This window comes from Haloferax massiliensis, from assembly GCF_001368915.1.
Lineage (GTDB): Archaea > Halobacteriota > Halobacteria > Halobacteriales > Haloferacaceae > Haloferax > Haloferax massiliensis.
In genome coordinates this window covers 151196-177029 of sequence record NZ_CSTE01000005.1, presented here as the reverse complement: position 1 = coordinate 177029, position 25834 = coordinate 151196, and the positions used below count along the sequence as shown (strand labels likewise).

The window sequence follows — 25834 nt, the reverse complement described above, 5'->3', positions numbered from 1 at the left end:
TTTAAACTACGATTCCGAATCTAATTTTGTTATGTTGGACACTCACACGATTATATCTGAAAACATTTTACAAATTCTAGAATTTGTGACTTTAGCGGGTTGAGTAGGGGTATTTAGACAAATCTTCTCAGTCGTCTCTGAATTCAATATTGCTATTTTTATTCAATACCTGTTGGTGAGGAAGTTATCAAAACAAATATTTTGAATGGCGGTCTCACGTCAGTCTACCCACTCAACGCATTGTTCGTTGAGACGACGACAGCGATGAGAGCGACGACAGCGAACGACGCTGTGCTCACGGCTCACGGGTCGCCGCTGGTCCCTTCGTCCGGTAGGAGCGTCGAAACGAGGAGCACGAGCAACACGAAAAGCGCGAGGAGAAACAGCGTCTCCCGCTGTGCCTGCACTATCGAGGCGTCGAACACGTCGGTCAGTAGCTCCCGTTGCGCCGGTGTGAGACCGGCGAGAAACGCCCGTTGGGTCTCTTCGGTCGCCGTCTCGGCGGCGTTTTCCAGCGCCACGACGAGCGCCCCTCGCTCGCTCGCCGACACGCTCGCGTTAATGGCGGTCAGCACGCCGTCGACGACGCCGTCGTAAAAGCGCCCGAGCAGGTACGCGCCCACGATGGCGGTCCCGAACGAGTAGCCGAGCATCATCGTCGCGTTCAGCAGGCCGGACGCCGCCGCCGAGTCCCGTTGGTCGACAGCCGAGAGCGTCATATCGATGAGTTGTGCCATCACGAGCCCGAGACCGAGCCCCACGAGCCCCATCGGTACGGCGAGTTGCGTCACCGTCGCGTCGAGCGTCGTCTGCGACACGAGCGCGAGCACGCCGACCCCCATGAGCACGACGCCGCCCTGAATCAGCAGTTTCGGCGCGACGGCCCGCCGCCAGTCGGTCGTGAAGATGGACGCGACGAACGTCGCGAGGGAGAACGGAAGCATTGCGACGCCAGTTTCGAACGCGGTGTATCCGGCCCCGGACTGGAGGAAGACCGGGACGACGAAGATGAACCCCGCGAGGACCAGCGACCGCGCGGCGTTCGTGACGACGCCGGCGGTGAACTGCCCGTTCGATAGGAGCCGGACCGGGACGAGCGGCGACCCGCCCTCGCGCTCGACGCGGCGCTCGTACTGGACGAAGCCCGCGAAGGCGACGGCCCCGAAGCCGACGAGCCAGAGGGTCGGAGACGCGCCGAGCAGGTCCAGTCGCACGCCGCCGACGACGAACGGCCGGCGGGCCAATAGCCAGCCGTACCGCCCGGCCAAGAGGACACCGGCGACGAGGGCGGTCGTCCCCACCACCGAGAGGACCGTGCCGCCGACGTCCAGTTTCGTCGGCGTCTCGCTCAGAGACTCCTCGGGGAGATACCTGACGAACGCGAGCGCGACGAGGACGATTAGCACCTCGATGCCGAACCCCCATCGCCAACTCGCGAACGTCGTGACCGCGCCGCCGAGTAGCGGTCCGAACGCGGCACCCGCGGCGTTCACTCCGGCGAGGATACCGAGGGCTTTCGCCCGGTCTGCGCCCTCGTAGCTGACGAGGAGGACGGTGAACGTCAGCGGGAGCAACACGGCGGCGGCGGCCCCCTCGACGACCGACCAGCCGACGTAGAGCACGACGACGTTCCAACTCAGCGCCGCCAGCGTCGTCCCGACCCCGTACACGAGGAGCGTCGCGGTCATCAGCCGCCGAATCCCGTACATCGACGACAGCTTGCCGCCGGGGAGAATCAGCGCCGCCATGACCATCGCGTAGAACGAAATCGCGCCCTGAACGACCGTGACGGTCGTGTCGAGGTCGGCGACGATGGACGGAATCGCGACGTTCATCAGCGTCGAGTCGATGACCCCGATGAACATCGCGAGACTCACCGCCACGGCCGGCCCCCAGTACGCCAGCCCGCTCGCCGAGTCGGTCACTACCGTGCCCTCTCCGAGGGTGTGAGCGTTCGCGTCTGCGTCCATCCCTGTTGATATCACGTCCTGTTCGATAAACCCTGCTGACGGCGGGCGTGGCCCGTCTTCCGGTCGGTTCGGCTCAGCCGTGCGACGACCCGGTGTCGAGCGACTCGCCGCAGTACGGGCACCATTCGACCCGCTTTCCTCCGGGCCGTCCTCGGTCGGTCGTCCGTGTCTCTTCGGTCTCCTGCGCCCGTTCTCCCGCCCGCTCCGCGAAGAACCCCGCGGCCAAGATGCTCGACGGGAGCGCGAAGAAGGCGACGCCGCCGAGCATGGTCGCAGCGCCGAGCAGACGCCCGAGCGGCGTCACGGGAACCACGTCGCCGTAGCCGACCGTGGTGAGCGTCACGACGCCCCACCAGAGCGTCTCCGGAATCGACGAGAACGCGTCCGGTTGGACGCTTCCCTCGACGAAGTACATGAGCGTCGACGAGACGAGGACCAACATCCCGGCCCCGCTGAACGCGACCCCGAGGTCGTCGCGCTGTGCGTCGAGGACTCGCTTGAACCGCCGCCGGGAGCGTCTGAACCACGAGAGGTTCAGCACGCGAGCCAACCACAAGACGCGGAACAGCCCCGACTCGAACAGCCGTATCTCGAAGAGGAGTCCGGTCCAGAACGTCGCGATGACGAAACAGTCGACGACCGAGATGGGGTCGCGGACGAACGCGAACCGACTCCGTCCGGCGTCGGGAGCGGCCGAGCCGGCGGCCCAGAGCCGGACGACGTACAGGCACGTGAACAGCGCGATGGACGCGACGAGCAGGCCGTCGAAGTAGGCTCCGAACCGCTCGTACAGCGACTCGACCGTCGAGAGGACGACGGCGACGACGTTCGCCGACGCGAGGACGAACACGAGGCGCTCGAACCGTTCGCCCCAGCGGTTCTCGGAATCCGGGTCGACCACCGTCCACACCTGGTCTCTGGACGTCTGCGCCATGCCACAGTATCGCCGCCGAGTCATATGTCGTTTCCTCCCGTCTGCGGTTCGGACCGTCAGCGGTCGGCCGTGTCGGCTTCCGTCGCAATCGACTCGGTCGCAACCGACTCGCTCGACCCGCCCGACCGGACGACCGTCCGCGACGGAATCGCGGCCTCCCGCCTCGGTGTCGACGTGACGAGCCGTTGGAACCACGTCTCCTCGTTCGGCGCGGACTTCTCGACGAGTTCGTAGTCGACGGCGACCCCGCCGTCTTCCGTCGCCGACACGCGCACGTAGTTGAGTTGGTACCACGAGTAGAACACGGGCGGGAGGACGCCGAACGCGGACTCGACGCGGCGCAGTCGCTTCAGCCACGTCCCCGTGTTGACGACGACCCCGCCTTCGATTTCGGTGACTGCGGGTCGGTGGGTGTGGCCGTAGACGAACACCGCGACCGCCGGGTCGGACGCGAACAGCTCTCTGGCGGCCGTCAGATAGGTGTCCGCCGACGACTCCCGTTCTTCCGGCCGGTCGATGCCGAACCGCCGGAGCGTCTTTCGGACGTCGCGCGCGAAGACGAAAAGCGGTACCGCGACCAGTATCAACAACAGCGTGACGGCGAGATTCGCGGTCAAAAGCAGGTCGACCAGCGTCCCGACCGGGCCGAACAGCCCGAGAACCCGTTCGATGAGGTCCATCGGGAGCGACCAGAGACCGGCGGCGTCGAGCGCGAACGCGAGCACGTAGAGAAAGCCGACGTTGAAAAGGAGGAGAAACGGGGCGGAGACGTATCTGAGCCACGGGCTCATCTCCCGATAGAAGTAGTTCGACAGCATCCACGCCGGAATCTGCGTCATCGGCGTCACCGCCTGCACGTCTTTGAGCCAGTTGAACTTCCCGCGCTCGGAGAGCCGGCCGGCGCGGCTCGTGACCTGCCTGTTGACGAAGTAGCCCGGGGGGTTCGCGTGGGGGTTTCCGAAGTCCGGAATCCGGTTGTTCGGGTCCCGTTGCATCCCGTGTTCGACGTGGACGACGTAGTCGCCGACGCGCCGGGTTATCGAGACCTCCTGTCGGAGCGTGACGTTGAACTCGGCCAGTCGGTCGACGTACTCCGGGTAGGCCGCGAGCTCGTAGTCGTGGTTCCCGGGGATGAGCGTGATGGGGATTCGCTCGCCCGTCGCTTCGAACTGGTCGAACAGCTCCGGATAGCGCTCGACGAGCGCGTCGAACTTGTCGAGTCCGTCGACGTCGGTGAACTCCCACAGCCCGAAGGCGTCGCCGTTGATGATCAGTTCGGCGTCCTCGTCGGTCGCTTCGAGCGTCCGCAGGAACGACAGAAGCTCGTCGAGGAAATCGACCTTTCCCAGTTGCTCGTCGCCGCCGATGTGGAGGTCGCTGATGAAGTAGTACGCGTCGGTCACGGCCATGCCCCCGGGGAGCTGACGAGCGCCGTACCGGTGAGAGTGCGGTTACCGGATGTATGCGGGCGACTGGTGGATGCGAACGCGCCGGTCGAAGCTCTCGTCGCCGCGTCGTCGGAGACCTGCGCCTCGACGAAGCCGACCCTGACGACTACGTCTCGGTCCAACCCCTCGGTCAGTTGGTCGTCGAACCGCTGTGCGAGGTCGGGGGGCGCTTGCAGGTCGCGCGGAATCCCCACGAGCACGTCGACCCGCGGTTGATTCCCGAGGAGGTAGTCGACGGGCCTGTAGTCGACCGTGACGCTGACGAGTTCGACGCCCTCGATGTCCGCCTCGTCGAACTGTCGCTGGAGTTCGGTCTGCGTCTGCTGTTCGAACGACGCGGTCTGGAACGACGCGTACGTCACGCCGGCGAGGACGAGCGAGAGAACCGCGATAGCCACGCCGATGACGGCGATTCGAGAGGCGATGGACGCTCTGACTCCCTCCCGCTCGTCGGCGTCCAGCGGCTTGAACCCCGACAGATAGAACAGAATCAGCGCCGAGAGGTTGATGGCGAGGAGGTTGACGACGACGAGCACCGCGCCCGCGACGGCGACCACGGGAAGCCCGAACGCGATACCCAACCCCGACGTCGCCGCCGGCGGGACGAGCGCGACGGCGATGGCGACGCCGACGAGCGTCGACCCGGACCCGCGCATGATGCTTATCGCCCCCGCGATACCCGACCCCAACGCGAGGAACAGCGACAGGACGTTCGGACTGGTGCGCTCTGCGACCTGCGGTATCGCCTGTATGTCGACGCCCGGCGGAATGAGAATCGTCTGCTGGAGTATCACGCCGAGGACGGCGGCCGTCGCGATGGCCGCCGCGAGCCCCGTCACCTGAAGCACGACGCCGCGGGTCGCCATGCGCCTGTCGGCCAGAATCGCCCCGACGGACGCCGAAACCGCCGGCCCCATCAGCGGGGCGACGACCATCGCCCCGATGATCGTCGCCGCGGAGTCGAGAAGCAGGCCCGTCGCGGCGATGACCGTGCTGAGAATCAGGAAGCTGAAGAACGTCGAGTTCGCCGGCGCGAGGTCTTCGGCCCTCGCGTGGAGCTCCTCGCGGGAGATGCGGAGTCCGGGAAAGCGCTCTTTCAGAGCCGAGAGGCGCTGCGAGACGACCGTCTCCGTGGGGAGTACGATAGTGTAGCTGTCGCCTCGGACGCCCGCGTTCGTCAGTTCTTCCATCACCGTCTCGACGCCGCTGGGCGGGACCGGGAACTGCACCATCGCCTCGAAGTCGCCGCGGCCGACCTCCTCGAAGACGGCGTAGTCGATGGCCTGTCGGTCGAGCGACTCAAGCACGCTCTCTCGGCTCCCCCGGGGTATCAACACCTGAACGAGTCGCATACGGAGTACAACGTCCCGCGGGACCAAAAAATATGAGTGCTTTGATAGGATGGCTTACTCGATTGTCTCGCGTGCCCCGTCGGCGATTGCGAGCGTCTCCCCGATAGCGTCGATGAACGCCCGCTCGGCCGGGCTGATTCGCCGGCCCCCCAATCCCAGTAGTCCGCCCTCGACGCCGGCGTCTGCGACTCGTTCGGCACACCAGCGCACGAACTGTCCGTACTCGGCTCGCTCCGCCGCGGTCGCTCGCGCTCGGACGATTGTCGCCGCCTCCCGACAGTAGTCGTGCGCGCGGGCCTTCGCCACCGCGCGGTTGAAATCGTGTGTCTCCGCGTCGCGTCGCACTCGGCCGGCGTTCACCCGGACGAACCCGGCGAGGTGCGTGACGAGTTCCGTCTCCGGCTCGAACTCGTCGGCGTGTCGAAGGGTTCGACGAATGGTTTTGAGCTCTCGCCACAGGCCGCCGTTCGAGGCGACGACGACGCCGTACATCACCTCGACCGGCGTCTGCGCGAGCGTCCGCCACTCCTCGTGCGTGAACGACTCCCGATCGGTCATACCGAACGATTGGCGGGCGACGAATATAGAGGCGCAGGTCGCCGCGGGCCGAACGGGCGACCGCTCTCGACGTCGCCGGGCGAAACTCGTTCGAGGGGCCGTTACTGACTTTTCGGTATTCCACGAATTACTGGCTCTGAGACAGTCAGCGACTCGGTAAACGCAGTTTATTATGGTTTCCTGCTTACGTGTGGGTGAGTTGATGAGATGAGTTCACTGGTCGTACTCGCGTTCGATACGATGGACGGTGCGGAGAACATGCGGGAGAAGCTGTACCACCTCCAGCGGCGCGAACTGATTACGATAGAGGACGCCGCCATCGCCGTCCGAAAAGAAAACGGGCAGGTGAAAGTCAAACAGGCCCAGAGCCTCGTCGGCGTCGGCGCGCTGGGGGGTTCGTTCTGGGGCCTCCTCATCGGCGTCATCTTCTGGATGCCGTGGCTCGGGATGGCGGTCGGGGCCGTGACGGGCGCGCTCAGCGGCAAGTTCACCGACATCGGCATCGATGACGCGTTCATCAAAGAGGTCGCGAACACGGTCGAACCCGGTAACTCCGCGCTGTTTCTGTTGTCCCACGACGCACAGGTCGACCGAATCAAAGCCGAACTGTCGGACGTCGAGTTCGAGATCATCGAGACGAACCTCTCGCCCGAGGACGAAGACCGACTCCGTGAGGCGTTCGCCGCCGAGGAGATCGCGGGATAAGCGTCGCCCGGCCGGACCCAGCCAGCCGTCTGTCCGGGCGCGAGAGCGCGCTCGCCGAGTCGAGTAGTGGTGACGGTGTGTGACGGGTGGCCGTCTCCCCGAAGGGTGCGGGTCGCTCGCCGATGAGGCGCTCGGTCCATCGTTAGTGTATCCCGCGACCAATCGCACCCGATGCCCCGATTCTTCTGTGCGGCTCTCGCCTTCCGGCATAAATATCAAAAGACAGATACAGTGGGGCATTAAATCAGTATAATTGTCATCTACTATGATTGATCTCCTCTCCGACAACCCTGACTCGGGTGCGCTCAACAGCGGGTTCGAGACCCGAACCGACTACCCGCTCAGAGCTCCACTACTTCGTTGGTCCGGGCCGCCTCGTGGATCGCGGAGATGATACGCATGTCTTCGAGCCCGTGTCTCCCGTCTGCGTACACCGGGGTATCGCTGAGGATACGGTCTGAGAAGTAGTCGAACTCCTCTCTCATCTCGCGTTCGTCGTCGAACGTCTCGTGTTCGACGGTGACTTTGGTGTCGTTACGCGAGAGATGGAGCGAGCACTTCCCGTGGAAGGCCGGGTGCAGGTCTATCTGCCCCTCGGTTCCCGTAATCTTGAGCTGGGTGTCTTCGTGGGCGTTTTGGCTGTCGGTGGTGACCATCTTCACGTCGTCTTCGAGGACTAACAGCGCCCCCGACCGTTCGTCGGGGACGTCCTCGAAGGCGTCGTGGTGAGAACTCATCTGCGATTGCACCGCGACCGGGTCACGGTCGAGGAGGAATCTCGCCGTGTTGATGGAGTAGATTCCGAGGTCCATCACGGACGTTCCGTAGCCCGACAGCTCCGGGTCGAGCCGCCATTGGTCCTCGTCGGGAATCATCTTTAGCAGCGGTTGGGTGTTGTTCCCGTACACCGACACGGGTTCGCCGATGAACCCCGATTCGATGAGGTCACGGGCCCGACGGACTGCGGGGTCGGTGTGCATTCGATAGGCGACCATCAGGGGTACGTCGGCGTCGTCGCACGTTTCGACGACCTGTCTCGCCCGCTCGACGGTCGATTCCATCGGCTTTTCGCAGAGGATCGCTTTGCCGAGCGATGCCGCGGTTTCGACGTATTCGAGGTGGAATGCGTTCGGCGTTCCGACGTACACGGCGTCGTACGCCGATTCCGCCTTCCCCTCGTGGAACTCGTCGTAGCTGATGCCGTGGTCGACGCCGTTGGCATCAGCGAGTCGCTGCGCTTTCTCGGTCGTACTGCTCACAAGGGTCGTTACCTCCCCGAGTTCGGACGATTCGATGGCGGGGAGTGCAACGTCGACGGTCCACCACCCGAGGCCGATTAACGCGTATCGAACGCTTCCATCGGTGGTCGTCTGCCAGTCGCGCTCCTCGTATGAATCGATCCATTCTCTCATGAGTATCCAAACTGAGTAGCCTGTAGTAAACTCTTGGGGTAGTTGCGTGCTGCTCGCGTTTCGATAGCCTGGGGCGCGAACTCAGACGCTTCGAACGCTGCTCACATGCCTCACCACGCATGAACGCTCCGCTTTCGGGCGCTTTGATGCGAGCCGATGCACAATGGGCGTCCGATCGCCACGGCCGACGGGACACGGCGGTCGCTCGAAGCCGACGGCCATCGACAGAATTCTTTGTCTGAGAACAGCGAATCCCGGTGTGTACTGTCCCTCCTCCGAACCGTTCGTTAACGAGGCCGATAGCCGGCATCACTGACGCTACTCGCGTACTGATCGCCCTCACGTCGAACGTTCGTTCTGAATTAGAGAATACCATCTGGGTGACTATTGCACGGCGAACGTCACTTGTCAGGTGACGTTTACGAAGGGCGTACGAGGATTTACAAACTTATATTTGTAATTCTGTCCGGATTATTTTAACCTACCCTTCCAGTCAGATTCCGTAGTAAAGCCCCTCTGAGTTCGGTTTCGGCGACGAAATCGCTGGACTCGTCCCACCGCTGGACTCTGGATGGAAGTGCAGACAGTGGGCCTCGGGGCGGGTCTAGCACATATTCGTCATTTCAGAACGACCCCGAGGATTCGAATACCGGTTGCCGGCCGATATCTGGCCACACGAACTGCACCGAGAGCAGTTGGCGGGTGGACGCCTCACTCCTCCTCGCCGATAGTGGGTCTTCCCACGACGACTCGCCGAAGAACGACTGAAGCGCTATCAGGGCACCCACGTACTCAGCGGAGATGCCAGTTTCGTACATCCTCTTGTAGCAATGAACCGCCTCGGGGTCAAGCCCCGGGGCACTCGCGTTGATTCTTCTGTAGAGTTTGAGGAAGCCTGCCCTACTTTGAGGTATCGTCGAGGAGCTGCCGAGCGTACCGGTAGATCGGCGCACCAAGCCAATCGCGTCCTTCTGCCATGGTCTCGAAAGCGACTCTTGCTTCCTCTTCGCTGAGAGCAGCGCGTTTGACCAGCGCCCGGAGAACGATCGGAGATAACGCAACTTCTGCACTCACTAGTTTTCGAAGCTCAGGAAGGGCTCTGTAGTCGTCGGTGATCAAGAACGCTGCATCCACCTCACGGACTGCAGCTACGCAGCTGGCTTCACCATCGTCGATTCGACTCGTCACAAACTCACCACTAGCGACAGCAACAACGGTGAACTCGTCGGCCATATCGAGGGCGGTATTGGCGGCTTTGCCATGGTGGTCGTTGTACTCAGCAGTTCTGTGTAGTTCCTCAAGAACTGTCTCTGTAGTGGCGACGTCAAACTCGGTGACGAAGACGTCAAGCACTTCGCCGACTGAAAGAGAGATGAATGCGCTCGTGTCTACAACGAGCATTTAGAGGTCTGCGAGTTTGTCTGCGAGTTCTTCGCCACGATCAAGCACCTCTTTCGACGCACGGACAGCTTCGGCATCTTGCCGCCCGATAATCTCGACAAGTTTCTCGAACTCGATGTGGTTGTCCAGATACAGTTCGACGACGGCCTCACGAAAACTCTCATCAGACTCTTTCTCTTCGAGATACTGTCGGAGTGCTTCAATGAGAATCTCCGTTCTGTTTTTGTGAGTAACTTCGGCAGCGATGTCGGCGCGTGTTACCAACTCTTCGGGGAGCCGGAAATTGACCCGCTTCGTGCCCATGTACATACGTTGTATGCACAGAATCAAAACTGTGTCGGCTCCTCGTCGCTTGACTCCCCTCGCAAAGCCACCTCAGATATCGTCAGAAGTTCTGGAGTTCAGCTCTATAGGGAGCGAAACGAGTTGTCAGTTCTCAGCATAACCGTTGGTATTTGGACTACACACCCCACCGTTTCCGGAGAAACGGAGTCGGAATGCAGGTACTCGTCACCAGGTTTGATTCAAGCCCGATAGCCTTGTTGAGAAGGCACGCAACACATTCATCCTCCGAAACTTGGAGGCGTACCGTGTGTTGGAAGTTGAGACTACAACGGGTATAGCAGGGCTGTAATGCGTGTATTTTGCCGATTGGGTCAGCGGAAACTACCTCAATTCTCTCTCCAAGCGGCCATTCTTGTCACACTTCCAATCGTAAGGGCGAATTTTCGAGACATCCAACAGTGTAGCCACTCAGACCGCGCGCTAACCCAGAACTGAGTGTCTCTCTATCCGATTCCGGTCTCCTTCTTCAGCAGCGTCAGTGTGTTATCTGCCGTCACCATCGGCGAGTGCTCGTACTCACCGGTCAACGCGACCTGGACGAGCAAGTCGACGGCTCGCCAGATCGAGTACAGCAGGCACGCGAACGCGAAGTAGAAGAAACGAAGCCCGAAATTCTTCGACGTGGTAGCAGCCATGAACCGCTTTATCGATCTGTACCCGCTCTCGATTTCCCACCGATACCCGTACTCAGTGAGGTGCCCACTCCCACAATTCGTCATGAACACCGAGTACTGCCGGTGGTCGTCGTGCTCGGAGTCCTCTTTCCGTCGGTAGATCAGCGTCGTCTCGTGCCATTCGTTCCTCCCGAGGTGAAGCCCGCGGTCGGTCTCGTATCGATCCCGATCTCGTTGGAGCAATCGATTCGCCTGTGCCTTCTCGCTGGTCTGCGTCCGTTTCGGGACGACGTAAGACAGCCCGCGCTGGCTGATCATCTCCAGAACGTGCTGGCTATCAAATTCCCGGTCCATCAGCACGTTATCGACGTGAACGAGGTCCTCAGCTGAATCGAGCAAGTCCTCGACGATTTCTAGTCGAGTCTCCCCCTTTCGGACGGGGCGCGCGTCCAGCACGATAGGGACGGCATTGCCGACCAACTGGACCGTCGCCCACTGGTAGGCATACTCGTCGGTCTACTCCTTCGTGCCGATGATCTCGTCTTCGTGCCCAGTCCTATCACCAGTGAAGGGATCAGCTTCGGTAATGTCGATTGCAACAATCCCAGCTCGGAAGAACTGCTCTGTCTCCGAAACTTCGTTCAGAAGTCTTCCGATGGCCTGTCGGTACATCTCTCGGATCTCCGCAATTGAGAGGTCACGAACTTGCTCGCGATGGGCGTGCCCTACCGCTCACGAGTTGACTCGTAGGTGAAGCTACGAGCGCCCTCGTTGGCCGCGAGGCGCTCACGAAGTCCGAGATACGTCTGCAGGTCCCAGTAGGCGTTCTCGTGAATCTCACAGCTGTCGCCACGATTCAATGAGAAGGCCGGGAAGATGACGTGACTGACGTGGTCCGTAACCGTTGCCGCTTCGTCAAGGACGGCTTGCTCGTCCGGATCTGATTCGTCCTCTTCGTCACCGTGAGATGGGAGGTGCCGTTCTGGTTCGCGCGGGACTGCAACACCTGCGTTCTGGGCTTTGATCAGAATCGTCCGCGCAGCTGTCTCGACTGAACTGCGAAGCTCGGCAGTGAACCGGTTGTGCCAACTGCGCCACAGCGTAGACTGGTCCGGGACACTTTCCAAGCCCAACTGCTTGCAGAGCGCTGGACGACACCCGAGATACTCGATCAGCGCTGTTTCGTGCTTCCACCCGTGGATTTCTTTCAGGATGAAGACGCGAAAGAGCGTGTTCATCTCGTGGCAAGTCGACGCTGCGTAGCGATCTTGAGCGTTGAATCGGAAGTAGGCTAGCGGGAGTGAACAGACGAACTGCTCAATTGAGTCGTGATCTTTGTGTTCGAACCACGTCTTCGAGACGACTCGAACGTCCAATTCTAACCCGGCGAGCGAAGTTCGATCGTACAACGGTGTCGAGTCATAGACTGGCCACTCAACGTACGGCTGTTGGGCGATTCGTCGAAAGACAGTACGTTGTGACTTACAAGTCGAAGCCACTATGAGATGCTGGCCACGACACGCTCAAGAATCCGACTAACTGATCATCAAATGGATTGAGCAGGAAATCGATACAACACTCCCAGCCCAAGTACAACGGTACCAAGCGGAATGAGAACGAGGACAGGTGTTGGAATTGGGGCGATGGCCTGATCAACAAGTTTGTATAGAATATAACTCAAGCCGAGTCCCAGTACAATCGTGTGCAGAGCGAGTGGGTGCCGAATATTCCGTCCCCGAAGCCATCGCCACCCCGAAACGGCGACGCCGCCTCCTGCGAGAACCACAATCCCCATGAGAATCGTTCTAAGTCCTTGTGTTATTCCTCCTTGTAGTGGTTGTAATGCCACGATTGCAACGACGATTACTCCGCCACCGAGTAGGAGGAGCATCGCTGCGGGAATCTGAATATATCGCTCTGTCTCCGCTTCCCGTTCAACGAACCACACACTGCCCGTAATGAGGAACGCACCGCTGGCGAGAAGCGTACAAACAGTCGCCAACTGCTCAGGAGGACTATCTCCGATCCGTGGAGCAGCGGCGACGGTAAGCAACGCGCTGACGAAGCCGATTACGATCAACAGAATCTGTGTGGTAAATCGTCTCATGATGTGTGTTCTATGAGTTTACTAATTGGATTGAACGGTGTCAGGGCGCTTCCCGCCCCCCAACCATTTCGTCGGCGGATCGGATGGTGAACCAGACGGCCGTCATCTCGCTCATTTCGGGGTCGGACCTGGCCGTAGTTCCGTTTTCAAGAGTCGCCGTCACATAGTATGGATTCTCAGGGTCAAACGGTGGGTACATTATCGTAATAAACCGATTCATCAGGGTCAAGACGCGAAGTTTTTGTAAATAGTTCCTCCTCACTTTCAGAAACGGCTGTGACCTCTACCCTGTGTTGAGCCGTGTCTTCATTGTGTACCTCAACATCAACGCTATCCTGCCACGACGAGCAACCAGCCAAGAGTGTAGTTGAAGCGGTTACTGCGACCGCCCCGTAGCGAACGAAGTCACGCCGACACCAAGATGTCACACCGGAGAACAATCGCAAGGATGTAAATTCTTTCTGGGGAATGCAGATGCACATCGTGTTCTCAGCATTTCCAGAGTAGGTGAACACCCGATCGAACTCCCAAGATCATGGTCCTAACGAGAGAGGAGCCATATGCATTGAGAAGGTCGGTCTCAACTTCCACAACCTCGGAGGATGGAAGTGTTGCGTGGCTTATTTCCATGGTATTTGGGAATGAATTAGCTAATTAAGAGAGAGTATATTCAGCAGGGCAACTAGGCGGTATTGCAGTATTGGACTGAATTAGCTTATAGTCGGGGCTCCCAATCTCGGCGTCGTGGTGGATACCAACGAGGATTCGCTCTGGAACGCTCACCTGTGCCTGTTCGGCTATCAGACGACGGAGTGCCTCGCGGACGTCTTCGTCGAAGCCGCTCTCATAGATGTCTCTAACCGCTATGTGTCTCGCCAAGTTACGTGGAACTCACCATCACGCTAAGCCCTTTATTCATTGTGGGGAGAATAGACGCTACCAGTACAAAATCCTCCTCTACTTGAACGATAACGGAGGAGTTTGTGGATCATGTCGAGAACGTTGTCTGGTCGAATAGCTGGCACACCACGTTGATAGATCGGGCACTCCGAATTCGGTCGAACATCTTGACCGGGTCCGTCATCGATAGCACCATTCCATACCCATCAGGCTGGTGCCGCCCAATAGTCTGACCAGATACAGGTCCTCCCGAAGTCGCGGTTACTCCTATTTGTAGAGCAAGTGTTTCACTTGGCTCGGCGAGCTGTTGCCCGCTATTCTTCGAAGCTCTCAAAACGGCGGTACACACTCCACCAGCACATCGTCCTGTTTTGTTTCAAGGTGCAGAAGAATACGACTACCCGTTGTGACGAGCTTATCGAGATGCCTCGGATTCGGAGAGGTATCGAGGTTTAGGAGCTTCCGTCTCCCTCGACGTTGTGTAAAGCGTTTGGTCGGCCCGATATGGCCATCTCGCACGTGCTTCTCAACTATCTCGGTCTTAATTCCCCCGACTAATTGCGTCATCGGAATTACGCTTCCGGCTTCAACCACAGTCACGCTTTCCACGCAAAGATGTCACAACAAAAAACCAGGTGGTGCTCTAAGCCTATTCTACAGTCAGGTATGCCCTAGACCATGATTCAGCGAGATTCGTTGCGGGGTCGAAGTAACATCCGGTTCTCGCTTCGACCTGTCCCGTTCTCTCGGTTTTAACCCGTGAGTCAAGATACAGTTCCGATCCCGTTGGCTGAGCGACTAACATCTTCGCCTTGAAGTGATACGCAGGTACTCCAAGAGCTGTATCTTCGGTATATACCCAATTTTTCTTTACAGCGCCAGCTCCGATATTCGAACTGACCATCTCAGGGCGTTCTGCCATTGATGCTTCAACCAGTGCGTCAAATCGGTGGTACGATGCGATAGTGGGGGAGATCACGTTCCACCTACTTTTCAGAATAGACGTATCGCTTTCGTTGACCTCGTAGGGGCTTCATTCCGAGGTCCAGTTAGTAACCAACTGTGGAGTGACTTCGTGACCATCATCTGGCTCTCCACCCTTAGTCGGGGCTGGGGTTGAAGTACCATTCTGAGTTTGAGAATCACTCTTTTCCGCAGCTGCAGTACCGCTAATAGCAGATAGAGAGACAGCAGAAATGCCAATCTTTCGTATCATCTCTCGGCGGGGAAGGTCCTTTTTCATGTTGACCATATATCCATAGTTGTTGTCACATAATGAAGTTATTGTTGTGGGAAATCTAGTCGATGAATTTTAATTTCTGATCTGTTGATAATCTAGAAGTGTTTACATTGGTGGAGTGTCTCTCTCCTCGGGTTTCCACAGATTCTGCTGGGAACTCGCTCATCCGCACATCGCAAGACGTGAATAGGATCTCAACAGACCTAATTTTTATAATTAAATGGCTCTGTTGAAATCCTATTGATTCGACAACTTTCTCGCTGCAACAGGCGCTAGGTAGATATGCGAACTTATCGAAACAGTCTTCGGTAAATCCGTTCGAGTTCGCCTGTGGATAGAACTGAACTTTACCACGTCATCGGACTATTTCTTTTGGCGATGATGACGCTAACGAGTGATCTCTCGTCGCTCACGTTCCCAGCCAGCATATTTGGTTCTATAGCATTTATTGTCTCCTTTGCTGTGATGATTCTCGCACCGGCATATATTATCGCAGATATTGTGGTAGAACTGGTCGATAACTGAGTCCCCTATATCGAACGTTCAGAATGCCTTGTCGATGTTGTGAGTGAGACAGCAAACAACGAGTTCACGAAACTGCTTCCACCAGCGTCGTGAGCGGACGAATGTGCCATATTTCCGTTTCAGGCGAGAGTTCACCGTCTCGTTCTGACTACGTTGCCCGTAGAGGTCGGCGTCCAACCGAGCGTTCCACGCCTTGTGGAGCGGCGAAAATTCTCGGTGCTTGATCAGGGGACGAATGCCATCTTCACGGGCTAACGCGCGAATCTTCTGGTCGTCGTATCCCTTGTCGCCGAGGAGAATCGCTACTTTACCGGTATTCCGCTCGATGAGCGACGGCGCGATTTTCGAGTCGTGTTTTCTGGTCGTCGTCACGTGTAAGTCGATGATTGCGTTCACCCTCGTGTCCACGAGAAGTGTGACTTTCAACTGCTGAATCGTCAGCTTCGTTCGTTTCGTGTAATGTTTTGAGGCGTGACTCCGGTCGAACCCGGAGGCGTCGATCCCGACGACACCGTTGGTCGGGAGAAGCGTGACTGAGAGATTGAGAAGAACCCGCCAAACGGCCATATCGAGCCGTTCAAACGCTTTACACAACGTCGAAGGAGTGGGGAGCTCCTCAAGATCGAGAGCGCTCCGAACCCGAGGCATCTCGATAAGTTCGTCCAGAAGCGTCCGGTACGTCGTATTCTTCCGAACCTTGAGACAGAGCAAGACGATGTGTTGATGAAGTGTGTACCGCCGTTTCGAGAACTTTGAGGAGTATCGAGTGACCGCTCGCCTAGCCAAGTGCATCGCTTGCTCAACGAACCGGAGTAACCGCGACTTCGGGAGGGCCTCCATCCGTTCAGACTACTAGACGAACCTGTAACTCTCTGAGGATTTCAACAGAGCCAATTAAATTACTAACTGAATTTGATAACGGCTGACCTAAGAGACGTACTTCGAAATTAGAATTTTGATAATATAAACGATCACAACCAAGATAAGTAACCAAAATACCACTGAAACTACAAGGTCAAGTCCAGTCGGCGATTGTGGGAATGGTGCCATGAATTGTAGTTGAATTGAGATGTAATATAAGTTTGGGCACCGTCTAGTTAACCGATAAACAGGTCGAAGAGCTAGTTTCCTATGCTACTCTCAGACCTGCTCAAAGAGAGTTTAGACACTGCTACGCTTGATACAGAGCAGGTGTGTCTATTCTACGGCGTGAAGGATAGTTGGGCCATCTTCGTCAATGATTTCAACATCTCTGAACTCAATATCGGCGAAAGTTTCTTTGAGCTTGTTTGCTTCATAGAAGCGTCCATGAAATACCGTCCTCATCTTTGCTTCTGTCTCCTCGACCTTGTCGCAGATAATGAATAGATACTGTAGACGTACTTTCCGTACCAGCAGTCTACAACGGAGACCGCGACAACTTCGTTGCAAAACACGTGGATTTCTTCACAGAGGTCGGGAGTAAGCCGAAGAAGTATTCGGTGCTGGGCTTCCACTTGTAAGTGCCCTGATTGCGTCTAGAGGTCGCGATGCTATTGCCAAAATCTCGGATAAGATACTGGGTGAGGGGTACGTCGTTCAAAATCCCGACTCAAAAGCAGCCGATGAGTCTGGTGTTGAGACACTATACACACCTGATCAGATAGCAGGTGCCGCACTAGCAACTGAATCTTTCTATCGATTTTCGATATTCTACATCAAGTACTCCAAAAAGAATGGGGCCCGAAGACGTGAAAGCAGCGGCAAAATATCTTGACGACACAATTTTTCTCTACGGTGGAGGTACCAAGAGTCAGCAACAGACCGAGGAAATTCTTGACGCTGGTGCCGATGCCGTAGTCGTTGGCGATTGCTTCCACGAAAATCCTGACCAATATCTACAGACGGTCCCTGACGCTCCAGCGTCTCGATAGCTGAGTTGTTTGACTCCAATTTTGAATGTGGCGAGTCACTACCAAGGAGAAAAAGTCATCAACGTTGTTGAGTATCCGCTGACAAGACTATCTGATGGAACAGCGTGGCCGCCGACTAACCGACGCATTTGTCGCTGCTCTCGAACTCCGCAAACACCTCCGTGAGGGGACAGCGTTCTGCGATGCACTTACCGTTCTTAAGCTCCAGATCGAAACGCTCGAAGACGACTACCCAGAGTGGCATCCCGCCCCGTACTCATTCCACGGAATGCTCAAGCTCTTTGTTTATCTAGAAGTCACCGGAGACAGCTACCGATCTCTCACACGCCATCCAGAGCTTGCCGACGTATTCGGTCTCGGCCAAATTCCTAACGAGTCAGTCATCTCTCGAACGTGGCGCAATCGCTTCGATGACGATGTTCGTCGATATATCACCGCCAGCGCACACTGCTTAGTCAAGGAGATACACAATCAGGGCCTCTCAGTTCCCGAAGTCCGGCCACTAGAGGAAGTCAAGCAGTCATCAGAAGAAACTACTGACTCAGCTGAGGATGCTACCGAATTTTCTGACGAAGAAATCTACCGTACAACCCGTCTCGCTCGTGAGCACGGCTTCGGTCCGTTCGACTCTGAGAGAGCTCAGAACGCGACGTATGAAGACACGCGATTCTTTGAGCTTCAGACGTTTATTGGGATGGTCGGCTGTGGTACTCCACAGGGTGCAGCCCGGTTCAAGTTCCGACGAGGCAAAGAGTACGGTCCTCACGGAGACACCCACCTCCGAGCCGTCAAGCAATTCGACCCAGAGAGCCTACTCAAGGGATTTCAACAGGCGACAGAACGGTTGCTTTCGGTGATTCAATCGGAGTCTTCGTTTCGTCGTCCTGTCACCGTCGCAATTGATATCACGACCATTCGCTACTTTGGTAACATAGAGGGAATGCCGATGGTCAGCGGGACAAAAGACGGCGAGGGGAGAGCGTTCAAATTCGCCACGCTCTCGATTGTCGGGTGGAACATCCCGCTGATTCTCGCTGTCGAACCTGTCCGTGAGAGTTCGTCGTGGGACGAGAACCCGCCGAACCGAGTTCATCGTGTAGTCCGACGACTCGTTCGACGGGCACAGGAGCACGTACCGATTGAGATGGTGCTGTGTGATCGAGAGTTTGACTCGAAAGCTGTCTACCAGACGCTCTCGAACCTCGATGTGAACTATCTCATCCCGAAGCGGATTCACAGTGCCGAACGCGAGAACATAGAGACGATGGATGAAGATGAGCAAGAAGTCGCCGTTGAATCGGCCTCTGTCCACGTTGAGCAGGGCTCGCACTCGATGCAGTTTCTCTACGTGCCCTCGACGAAGAGCGATGGAACAGCGGTGTTCGCGACGAATCTTCGTGTGAGCGCGGACGAGGCTCAAGCCGTGTGTCGTCGGTACAGTTCTCGGTGGCAGATCGAGAACGAATACAAATCGATCAAGAACGATTTCTTGGCGAAGACCTCGTCTAAGGACTACCGCGTAAGATTATTCTACTTCGTGTTTGCGGTGCTGTTGCACAATATCTGGCGGCTTACCGATTTCCTGTTGAAGATTGGTGTCGGCGGTGAGATGGAGTATGCGCCGGTATTGACTGCTGGTGAGTGTGTCGAGTTGGTTTGCTCGGCACTACTCCCGCCTGACTAGCGCTCTACACCAGCTCGGACTGCCTGTTGTGAGTGGCGACACTCTGCGAGTGGTCAATTTTTGGGCTGTTTTCGAGCATTCGACGGCGTCTCACCGAGGTCGGTAGTTGATGCGATACCGATGTGGCCTGTCCGAACCACGAAAAGGCCTAGAAAAACGCAAAAATAATCCATCCTCCGAAGTTCTGCAACTTCTGACCGTGTGTTCTTGTGTATCGCTCTATGTGGTTTATCGAACCCGACCTCAACTGGAGTCAGACGCGTACTCCGATCTCTCGCCGGTGAGCGGTCGGGTACGGGAATAGCGATGGCGAGGATACCGACGATACCGACTTGGAAGAACTCCTCTCCGATTTCGTTCGGAAGTCGATGGTTGGTCGTCGAGACGGTGTTCGGACCCGTGCGATCGAGACCAGCGATCTGAATCGGCATCGTTCGAGCCGCTTCCGGGACTGGCTCGCACTCTCGCGACCCCTGAAACCTGCGTTACCGTCGTTCGGATATGCATCGCATTACTTATCGAGACGATTGCTTCACTATCAGCCGATATACGTGATTTCGATGGGTTCATCTGTCTCGTGGCTCGGTTTTCAGTCAAATGAGAACCTGTCGTCGTCGCCGACCGTTCTGGATACCACACCACCAGAGACCGCGTCGGGTGGTGTGAGTATGGCATCCGTACTGCTCGTTCTCTCGATTGCGCTCCTCGCGGCCCTGTTCATGTCGTTCACCGTCGGGGCGAACAGTAACTCTGCGCCCGTTGCGCCCGCCGTCGGAGCGAACGCGCTCTCGGTTCTTCGGGCCGCCCTGCTCGTCGGCATCGTCGCCGGACTGGGGGCGGTCCTTCAGGGAGGCAGCATCTCCGAGACCATCGGCAAAGACCTCGTGACCGGCGTGTCGATTACACCGCTCGCGGCGGCGGCGGCCCTGCTGACCGCCGCGACCCTCATCACGATCGGGAACACCTACGGGTATCCGATACCGTCCGCGTTCACCGTCACGGGGGCGATGATCGGGTCCGGAATCGCCCTCGGCGGCGGATTCGCTGTCGACGAGTACGCCGTCATCCTCGGGTTCTGGTTCGCCATTCCCATCGTGGAGGCCGTGCTCGCGTACGGCCTCGCGCGGGGGCTCCGAAGCGACGCCGTCCCCGAAACCGTCGGTATTCCCGTCCTCGGTGGCGCAGTCGGCTACGCGTTAGCCAACATCCAACTCACGGTCATCCCGACTGCGAGCGGCGCACAGGGGTCAGTCGCTCGATACCTCGCTACGACGTCCCAGCTTCTTCCGACGGTCGTCGGCGGCTCGTACACCCTCGGGATGGTCGCCGTGAGCGTACTCTGCGGGCTCGTTGCCCTCGTCGGGACGCTCGGGTTGCTCCGACGCGACGAGACTGCCGGAATTAATCAGTTTCTGGTCGTGCTGGGACTCATCGTCGTGTTCACGAGCGGCGGCACGCAGGTCGGGTTGGCGACCGGCCCACTGGAGGCGGTGTTCGAGACGGACCTCCGGCTCCCGTCTATCTACCTGCTTGCACTCGGCGGCGGCGGGATTCTGCTCGGGGCGTGGATTCGTGGGCCGCGACTCGTGCAAGCCGTCTCGAACGAGTACGCCGCGCTCGGCCCCCGGCGGTCGATAGCCGCCCTGATTCCCGCCTTTCTCATCGCCCAGCTCGCAATCGTGCTGGGAATCCCGATCTCGTTCAACAAAGTGATGATCGCGAGCATCGTCGGCAGCGGACTCGCGGCGAGTTCGTCCGGCGGGAGTGGCGTCTCGCTGCGGAAGGTCGGCATTACCCTCGGCTCGTGGGTCGGCTCGATGTTCGGCGCGGGCCTCATCAGCTACGGCCTGTATCACGTCCTGACCGCGGTTCAAACCGTCGGCTAGTCAGGGGGCTATCTGGTCGATAATCTCCTCCTCCGCGGCCCGGGTTTTCATTCCCTCCCACGTCTCGAAGTCGGTCGTCGCCGCGATGTATCCGTTGAGTCGGTCACGGGAGACGTCCTGGACGTCGCTGACGTCGTCGAGGGGCCACGGGCTCTGCTCGCAGAACGCGGCGAACGAGTCGAACTCGGTGTGGTCGCTCATGAACGACTGTGAGAAGAACGCGTCGGACTGCACTCGCGTGCCCGCTTGCAGTTCGCTGATTCTGTTCAGCGCGCTCTCGACCCGCTCTTCGAGACCGTTCAGGCCGGCAACTCGAAGGTCCATAGTGGAGGGTGACTCCTCGACACGGGTAAAAGCCACGACCACCGACGTCGGACGGCCGCTCACACGACGAGACGGTCACGCACCCGGCGGCCGCCGTGAGCCGCTGTCGCCCCGCAACGCACGCACCGCGGTGACGCCGGCAGTCACAGTCACCGCGGCATCTGCGTCTCGACGGTCGCGGACTCGCCGTCAGGCTCGAACACCTCGGCCAGCGTCTCGCGCATCGCCTGCCGACGGAACGACCGGCGGCGCTCCTCGGAGAGGTAGTTCGACATGACGACGTCGGCGCTTTTCGACCCCTGGTCCGCGGCGACGCCCTCCAACTGGGCGAGCATCTCGTCGACCGCCGCCTGATAGGCCGTGTACCAGAAGCGCCGACAGAGCTTCGCCGTCGGCACGTCGCCGTCGACGGTCACGTCAGCCTCGTCGGCGAGGCGCTTGAACCGCCGGTTGACCGTCTCGCGGGCGATGTGGCCCGACGCGGCCCGCGAGGAGGGAAACAGCGCGCCGCTCCAGTCGTCGTCCTCGGCGAGCGCGTCGATGCGGGCGGCGACGGCGTCGACGCCGTAGAGAAGCGCGACGGTTCCCGGCCCGTTCTTCCGCTCTTCGAACTCGATGTGGGGGTCGTCGCCGGAGAGGACGAGTTGCGACGCGCGGAGCGACGCGAGCTCGTTCGGGCGGAGCCCCCAGCCGGCGAGTCCGAGGACGAGCAGGCGGTCTTCGAGGTCGTCGGCGACGGCGTACACGTCGCTCACCTGATCGGCCGTCATCGTGCGGTTGTCGGGTTGGCCCTGCTCCCAGCGGAACTGCTTCGCGGCGTTCTCGACGGGGTTGTACCGCGCGCGTCGGAAGTCGACGAGGTACTCGTAGAACGACCGGACCGTCTGGAGGTATTTGAGCTTCGTCCCGTCGGTGGCGAGTTCGGCGTCGAACTCGTCGAGGACCGCGAGACAGCGGTCTATCTCGTCGGGCTCGGCGTCGCGGTCGTCGAGCCGAGAGAGCAGGTCAGCCGACCCGTGTCGGTCGCGGTAGATTCGGGCGAACCGCGCGAGGTGGGTTCGGCGGGTCGGCAGCGTCGAGTCGGCGAGGCCGCGCCGCGATTCGAGCATGTCGAGGTAGGACTCGAACGCCTCGACGGTGCGGTCGTCGTCGATGCCCCAGTCGTAGCCCTCGTCGGGCTCGTCGCCGCCGAGGCCGACGACCTCGACGAAGAACTCCCGCGGCGTGAGGTCGTGTTTCTCGCGGAGCGCGTAGGCGATACCCGACCACCCGCGCTCCGTCAGCCACGCGTACGTCGGCACGTCTCGCGTCGGGTCCATCCCGTCGCGGTCCATCGCGGGGGCTATCGTCTCCCAGTAGAACGCTTCGAGTTCGTCGAGCGACTTCCGCGACCAGTTCACCGCTGGTCACCCCGTGCGAACCGGCCGCCGCGCCACGTTCCGTACGCCATCGTTCTGCATGTTGGGCGTGTCGCGGACGAATTAACACTTTCTCTCGTCGCCGGTGATCGGTGTCGGGCCGCCGGGGGCGCGTCCACCGGCCGCTCCGACACCCTCTATATGATGGGTGCTAGATATATTTGTGAGACGCAATAACAAGACGGTACAATGTCAGATGGAAACGACGGCGGTTCGGTGCTCGGGGTCGACCCGCCCGGCGGCGGGGAGCGAGTCGGCGACGCGGACCCGGCGGTCGACGTCGGGGACGCGGCCGACGAGGTGACGGTCCTCGAAAGCGGGACCGAGTTAGAGCGGACAATCGGCCTCCGCGGCGGCCTCGCAATCGGTATCGGGACGATGGTCGGCGCGGGTATCTTCGTCTTTCCCGGTCTCGCCGCCGGGCAGGCGGGGCCCGCGGCCGCGCTCTCGTTCGCGCTCGGGGCGGTCATCGCCCTGTTGGTCGCGCTTCCGACCTCCGAGTTGGCGACGGCGATGCCGAAAAGCGGCGGCGCGTACTACTTCATCTCCCGCGGCATGGGGTCGGCGTTCGGCGCGGTCGTCGGTATCGGACTCTGGCTCGGGCTCGTCTTCGCGTCGGCGTTCTACCTCGTCGGGTTCGCGCAGTACGCCATCGCCGTGCTGGCGGAGTTGGGCGCGGCGTCGATGGTCTCTGACCTGCCGCTCGTGGCGGTGCTCGGCGTCGGCTTCGGGCTCGTCCTGACGGCGCTCAGCATGTTCGGGACCGAGAACGCGACGAAACTCCAGAACAGCATCGTGAGCCTGCTTCTCGGCATCCTCCTCGTGTTCCTCGTCTACGGGTCGCTCGACACGCTCGGGCTGTTCGGCCGCCAGACGGTCCCCGAGGAGTTCATGCCCCTCGGGACGCTCAGCGTCTTCACCACGGCCGCGCTCGTGTTCACCTCGTACCTCGGGTTCGCGCAGGTGGCGACGGTCGCGGGCGAGATAACGAAACCCGGGCGGAACCTCCCGCTGGCGATGGTCGGCTCCGTGGTCGTCGTCGGGGTGCTGTACGTCGTGACCATCCTCGTCTCGACCGGCGCGTTCGGGAGCACCCAACTCGCCTCCTTCGGCGAGACGGCCATCGTCGAGGTCGCCCGCTCGTACCTCGGCTTCCCCGGCGCGGTCGCCATCCTCGTCGCCGGGCTCTTGGCGACGGTGTCGAGCGCGAACGCCTCGATTCTCAGTTCGTCGCGCGCCCTCTACGCGCTCAGCCGCGACGCGCTGGTCCCGCCGCAGCTCGCGCGAATCAACCTTCGGTACGGGACGCCCCACGTCGCGCTCGCGCTCGTCGGCGGGCCGACCGTCGTTCTCGTCGCCGTCGGCCGGACGGAGGTGCTCGCCGAAGTCGCGTCGTTCCTCCACCTCGTCACTTACGGGCTCATCTGCGTGGCGCTCGTCGTGCTCCGCCGGTCGAACCCCGCGTGGTACGACCCGTCGTTCCGCGTCCCCGGCTACCCGGTCGTCCCGGTGCTCGGGGCGCTCGCGAGTTTCAGCCTCGTCGCGTTCATGCAACCGCTCTCGCAGGCGGTCGGTGTCGTCGTCGCGCTCGCCGCGCTGGCGTGGTACTTCGTCTACGCCCGCGACGTGCGCCTCAAGGGGGTGAGCTCCGATGCGTAATCCCGACGACGTTCGCGTGCTCGTCCCCGTCGCGGTGCTCGAAGGTCAGGTGATACCCGACCAACTGACCCGCCTGCTCTCGGAGACGACGGTCGTCCTCCTCGCGTACCACGAGATACCCGAGCAGACGGCTCCCGAACAGGCCAGAGAGCAGTTCGAACCGAAGGTCCGCGACGAACTCGACGAGCTCGTCTCGGCGTTCGAAGCCGCGGGCGCGACCGTCGAGACGCGCCTCGTGTTCACCCACGACGCCGACCAGACGACGGAGCGCATCGCCACCGAGGCGGACTGCGACGCGGTGTTGCTCTCGAACCCCGCCCCGACCATCGACCGCGTCATCGTCCCGATAAAAGAGGACATCAACCTCGAAACGATTACCAAGGTCGCCGCGGCCGTCGGGAGACGCGAGGACATAGACCTCACGCTGTTCCACGCCGCCGAGGACGACGACGCGGTCGCCGAGGGCGAACGCCTCCTCGACGAGGTCGCCCACGAACTGGCCCTTCTCGGCGTCTGCAGCAAGCACATCTCGCGCGTCGTCGTCGTCGCACAGAACCAGCTACAGGCGCTCATCGAGGCCGCGGACGACCACGACGTGGTCGTGATGGGCGAGGAGAAACCCACGCTCCGCGGCCGACTGTTCGGCGAAACCTCCGATCGCGTCGCCGAACAGACCGTCGCCCCGGTGCTCGTGGTCCGGCGACCGCTCGACTCCGAGGTTGACGACGCCGACGAGGACGCCGACTCGGGGTGAGGTCGGTCCGCTCTCGACCCTTCCGACACGCCCATACTATTGTGGATTTAGAACACTTTTCATGAGTGGTCACTCGATTTGAGCGCGGCCACGGATAATGGGTTCTGTAGAATTTTTACAATTTTTACAAATTTCACATGTAATCGGGAGAAAAGTCCGGTAGACGACGTTTGTGTGCGCGGTTGCGAACGTCTGTTCTACTCTCGAATGTTCGGTTTCGGTACCACTTCGTTCGAACGGGAATACTATTGTACAACTACTGAATTAACATGTCGTCTGATAACCGAGTTCGAGAGGTACTCAGTCCGTCCCGACTCGAAAGTCCGGGGAGTGTCGCCCGGCACGCGACGCTTCGGGTCCGCCCGAGTCGTGCGTGACTGGCGGTCGAACCGTGTGGCAACGCTAATTACACTAATAGTTGTGTAATGGCATTCGGCGCCGTCCGGTCGGTGGCCGTCGTTGCCAGCGGTGGGTCGGGCGTCTCGGCAGTAGGTGGTGAATGCGGTGAGTTCGGTAGAATATGGAGCATAACTTGGTGTTCGGCGACTGGAAATCGGATTCGTTCTTATTTAGTCAAGCCCTCCGGGGAGATTCGTCGTCACGTGTCGGTTCTCACACTGTCCGGTCTCGAAACTGTTCGGGCGTGCGACTGTCCGACGTTCGAACCCTCGTTCTCGGCCGACGA

General features: G+C 59.7%; 18 protein-coding genes and 3 pseudogenes. 7 read left to right on the top strand and 14 right to left on the bottom strand.

Going from position 1 to position 25834, the window contains the following annotated elements:
• Positions 1–302 precede the first annotated feature (302 nt).
• The 5 genes from BN996_RS17010 to BN996_RS16990 form a co-directional block, all read right to left on the bottom strand.
• Positions 303–1970, bottom strand: coding sequence for an MFS transporter (locus tag BN996_RS17010; RefSeq protein ID WP_089781044.1), 1668 nt, complete (start codon positions 1968–1970; stop codon positions 303–305).
• Between the two features lie 73 nt (positions 1971–2043).
• Positions 2044–2904: an ion transporter gene (locus BN996_RS17005; protein ID WP_089781042.1), complete on the bottom strand. Its 861-nt coding sequence runs from the start codon at positions 2902–2904 to the stop codon at positions 2044–2046.
• Between the two features lie 56 nt (positions 2905–2960).
• Positions 2961–4307: a metallophosphoesterase gene (locus tag BN996_RS17000; RefSeq protein WP_089781283.1), complete on the bottom strand. Its 1347-nt coding sequence runs from the start codon at positions 4305–4307 to the stop codon at positions 2961–2963.
• On the bottom strand, positions 4304–5704 hold the full coding sequence (locus BN996_RS16995) for a TIGR00341 family protein (protein WP_226908791.1): 1401 nt from the start codon (positions 5702–5704) through the stop codon (positions 4304–4306). The genes BN996_RS17000 and BN996_RS16995 overlap by 4 nt, the downstream gene beginning before the upstream one ends.
• A 54-nt stretch (positions 5705–5758) precedes the next feature.
• Complete coding sequence (locus BN996_RS16990) at positions 5759–6262, bottom strand: hypothetical protein (protein ID WP_089781040.1); 504 nt, start codon at positions 6260–6262, stop codon at positions 5759–5761.
• 240 nt (positions 6263–6502) lie between these two features.
• On the opposite strand from BN996_RS16990, the gene BN996_RS16985 reads away from it, so the two are divergent.
• Entirely contained in the window at positions 6503–6967 is a 465-nt protein-coding gene (locus BN996_RS16985; protein WP_082256226.1) for a DUF1269 domain-containing protein, read from the top strand.
• Between the two features lie 341 nt (positions 6968–7308).
• On the opposite strand, the gene gfo6 is transcribed toward BN996_RS16985, so the two are convergent.
• The 6 genes and pseudogenes from gfo6 to BN996_RS19850 form a co-directional block, all read right to left on the bottom strand.
• The gene (gene gfo6, locus BN996_RS16980) at positions 7309–8379 is read right to left on the bottom strand and encodes a D-xylose 1-dehydrogenase Gfo6 (protein ID WP_042661943.1); all 1071 of its coding nucleotides are present in this window, start codon (positions 8377–8379) and stop codon (positions 7309–7311) included.
• Between the two features lie 900 nt (positions 8380–9279).
• Entirely contained in the window at positions 9280–9780 is a 501-nt protein-coding gene (locus BN996_RS16970) for a PIN domain-containing protein (protein ID WP_089781036.1), read from the bottom strand.
• Positions 9781–10089 (bottom strand): ribbon-helix-helix protein, CopG family, encoded by a 309-nt coding sequence (locus BN996_RS16965; protein WP_089781034.1) that lies wholly within the window; start codon positions 10087–10089, stop codon positions 9781–9783.
• Positions 10090–10568: 479 nt separating this feature from the next.
• Positions 10569–12238, bottom strand: a pseudogene (locus BN996_RS20600) (transposase).
• 47 nt (positions 12239–12285) lie between these two features.
• Positions 12286–12846 (bottom strand): hypothetical protein, encoded by a 561-nt coding sequence (locus tag BN996_RS19855; protein ID WP_139043141.1) that lies wholly within the window; start codon positions 12844–12846, stop codon positions 12286–12288.
• Positions 12847–13500: 654 nt separating this feature from the next.
• Complete coding sequence (locus BN996_RS19850; protein WP_139043140.1) at positions 13501–13725, bottom strand: hypothetical protein; 225 nt, start codon at positions 13723–13725, stop codon at positions 13501–13503.
• 258 nt (positions 13726–13983) lie between these two features.
• On the opposite strand from BN996_RS19850, the pseudogene BN996_RS16950 reads away from it, so the two are divergent.
• Positions 13984–14349: pseudogene (locus tag BN996_RS16950) on the top strand (IS5/IS1182 family transposase); the annotation flags it as partial.
• A gap of 1180 nt (positions 14350–15529) precedes the next feature.
• Here BN996_RS16950 and BN996_RS16940 read toward each other — a convergent pair.
• Positions 15530–16351 (bottom strand): IS5 family transposase, encoded by an 822-nt coding sequence (locus BN996_RS16940; RefSeq protein ID WP_089781030.1) that lies wholly within the window; start codon positions 16349–16351, stop codon positions 15530–15532.
• A 524-nt stretch (positions 16352–16875) separates the two neighbouring features.
• Between BN996_RS16940 and BN996_RS20860 the strand changes: the two are divergent.
• The 3 genes and pseudogenes from BN996_RS20860 to BN996_RS16920 form a co-directional block, all read left to right on the top strand.
• Positions 16876–17424 (top strand): annotated as a pseudogene (locus tag BN996_RS20860) (geranylgeranylglyceryl/heptaprenylglyceryl phosphate synthase); the annotation flags it as partial.
• Positions 17425–17518: 94 nt separating this feature from the next.
• Positions 17519–19108, top strand: a complete 1590-nt coding sequence (locus BN996_RS16925) for a transposase (protein WP_089781026.1) — start codon at positions 17519–17521, stop codon at positions 19106–19108.
• A gap of 668 nt (positions 19109–19776) precedes the next feature.
• Positions 19777–20994, top strand: coding sequence for an inorganic phosphate transporter (locus BN996_RS16920; protein ID WP_042661950.1), 1218 nt, complete (start codon positions 19777–19779; stop codon positions 20992–20994).
• On the opposite strand, the gene BN996_RS16915 is transcribed toward BN996_RS16920, so the two are convergent.
• Both BN996_RS16915 and BN996_RS16910 read right to left on the bottom strand, forming a co-directional pair.
• On the bottom strand, positions 20995–21318 hold the full coding sequence (locus BN996_RS16915; RefSeq protein WP_089781025.1) for a hypothetical protein: 324 nt from the start codon (positions 21316–21318) through the stop codon (positions 20995–20997).
• A 149-nt stretch (positions 21319–21467) separates the two neighbouring features.
• Positions 21468–22718, bottom strand: a complete 1251-nt coding sequence (locus tag BN996_RS16910) for a tyrosine-type recombinase/integrase (protein ID WP_089781022.1) — start codon at positions 22716–22718, stop codon at positions 21468–21470.
• 207 nt (positions 22719–22925) lie between these two features.
• Here BN996_RS16910 and BN996_RS16905 point away from each other — a divergent pair, with 207 nt between their 5' ends.
• Both BN996_RS16905 and BN996_RS16900 read left to right on the top strand, forming a co-directional pair.
• Positions 22926–24395, top strand: a complete 1470-nt coding sequence (locus BN996_RS16905) for an APC family permease (protein WP_089781021.1) — start codon at positions 22926–22928, stop codon at positions 24393–24395.
• Complete coding sequence (locus tag BN996_RS16900) at positions 24388–25149, top strand: universal stress protein (protein ID WP_089781018.1); 762 nt, start codon at positions 24388–24390, stop codon at positions 25147–25149. Before BN996_RS16905 ends, BN996_RS16900 begins: the two co-directional genes overlap by 8 nt.
• Positions 25150–25834 lie beyond the last annotated feature (685 nt).

Bases quoted from the DNA above. Each gene is read 5' to 3' on its own strand.
- BN996_RS17010 (WP_089781044.1), bottom strand. From the start codon at position 1,970: ATGGACGCAGACGCGAACGCTCACACCCTCGGAGAGGGCACGGTAGTG.
- BN996_RS17005 (WP_089781042.1), bottom strand. From the start codon at position 2,904: ATGGCGCAGACGTCCAGAGACCAGGTGTGGACGGTGGTCGACCCGGAT.
- BN996_RS16995 (WP_226908791.1), bottom strand. From the start codon at position 5,704: ATGCGACTCGTTCAGGTGTTGATACCCCGGGGGAGCCGAGAGAGCGTG.
- BN996_RS16990 (WP_089781040.1), bottom strand. From the start codon at position 6,262: ATGACCGATCGGGAGTCGTTCACGCACGAGGAGTGGCGGACGCTCGCG.
- BN996_RS16985 (WP_082256226.1), top strand. From the start codon at position 6,503: ATGGACGGTGCGGAGAACATGCGGGAGAAGCTGTACCACCTCCAGCGG.
- gfo6 (WP_042661943.1), bottom strand. From the start codon at position 8,379: ATGAGAGAATGGATCGATTCATACGAGGAGCGCGACTGGCAGACGACC.
- BN996_RS16970 (WP_089781036.1), bottom strand. From the start codon at position 9,780: ATGCTCGTTGTAGACACGAGCGCATTCATCTCTCTTTCAGTCGGCGAA.
- BN996_RS16965 (WP_089781034.1), bottom strand. From the start codon at position 10,089: ATGTACATGGGCACGAAGCGGGTCAATTTCCGGCTCCCCGAAGAGTTG.
- BN996_RS19855 (WP_139043141.1), bottom strand. From the start codon at position 12,846: ATGAGACGATTTACCACACAGATTCTGTTGATCGTAATCGGCTTCGTC.
- BN996_RS16940 (WP_089781030.1), bottom strand. From the start codon at position 16,351: ATGGAGGCCCTCCCGAAGTCGCGGTTACTCCGGTTCGTTGAGCAAGCG.
- BN996_RS16925 (WP_089781026.1), top strand. From the start codon at position 17,519: ATGGAACAGCGTGGCCGCCGACTAACCGACGCATTTGTCGCTGCTCTC.
- BN996_RS16920 (WP_042661950.1), top strand. From the start codon at position 19,777: ATGGCATCCGTACTGCTCGTTCTCTCGATTGCGCTCCTCGCGGCCCTG.
- BN996_RS16915 (WP_089781025.1), bottom strand. From the start codon at position 21,318: ATGGACCTTCGAGTTGCCGGCCTGAACGGTCTCGAAGAGCGGGTCGAG.
- BN996_RS16905 (WP_089781021.1), top strand. From the start codon at position 22,926: ATGTCAGATGGAAACGACGGCGGTTCGGTGCTCGGGGTCGACCCGCCC.
- BN996_RS16900 (WP_089781018.1), top strand. From the start codon at position 24,388: ATGCGTAATCCCGACGACGTTCGCGTGCTCGTCCCCGTCGCGGTGCTC.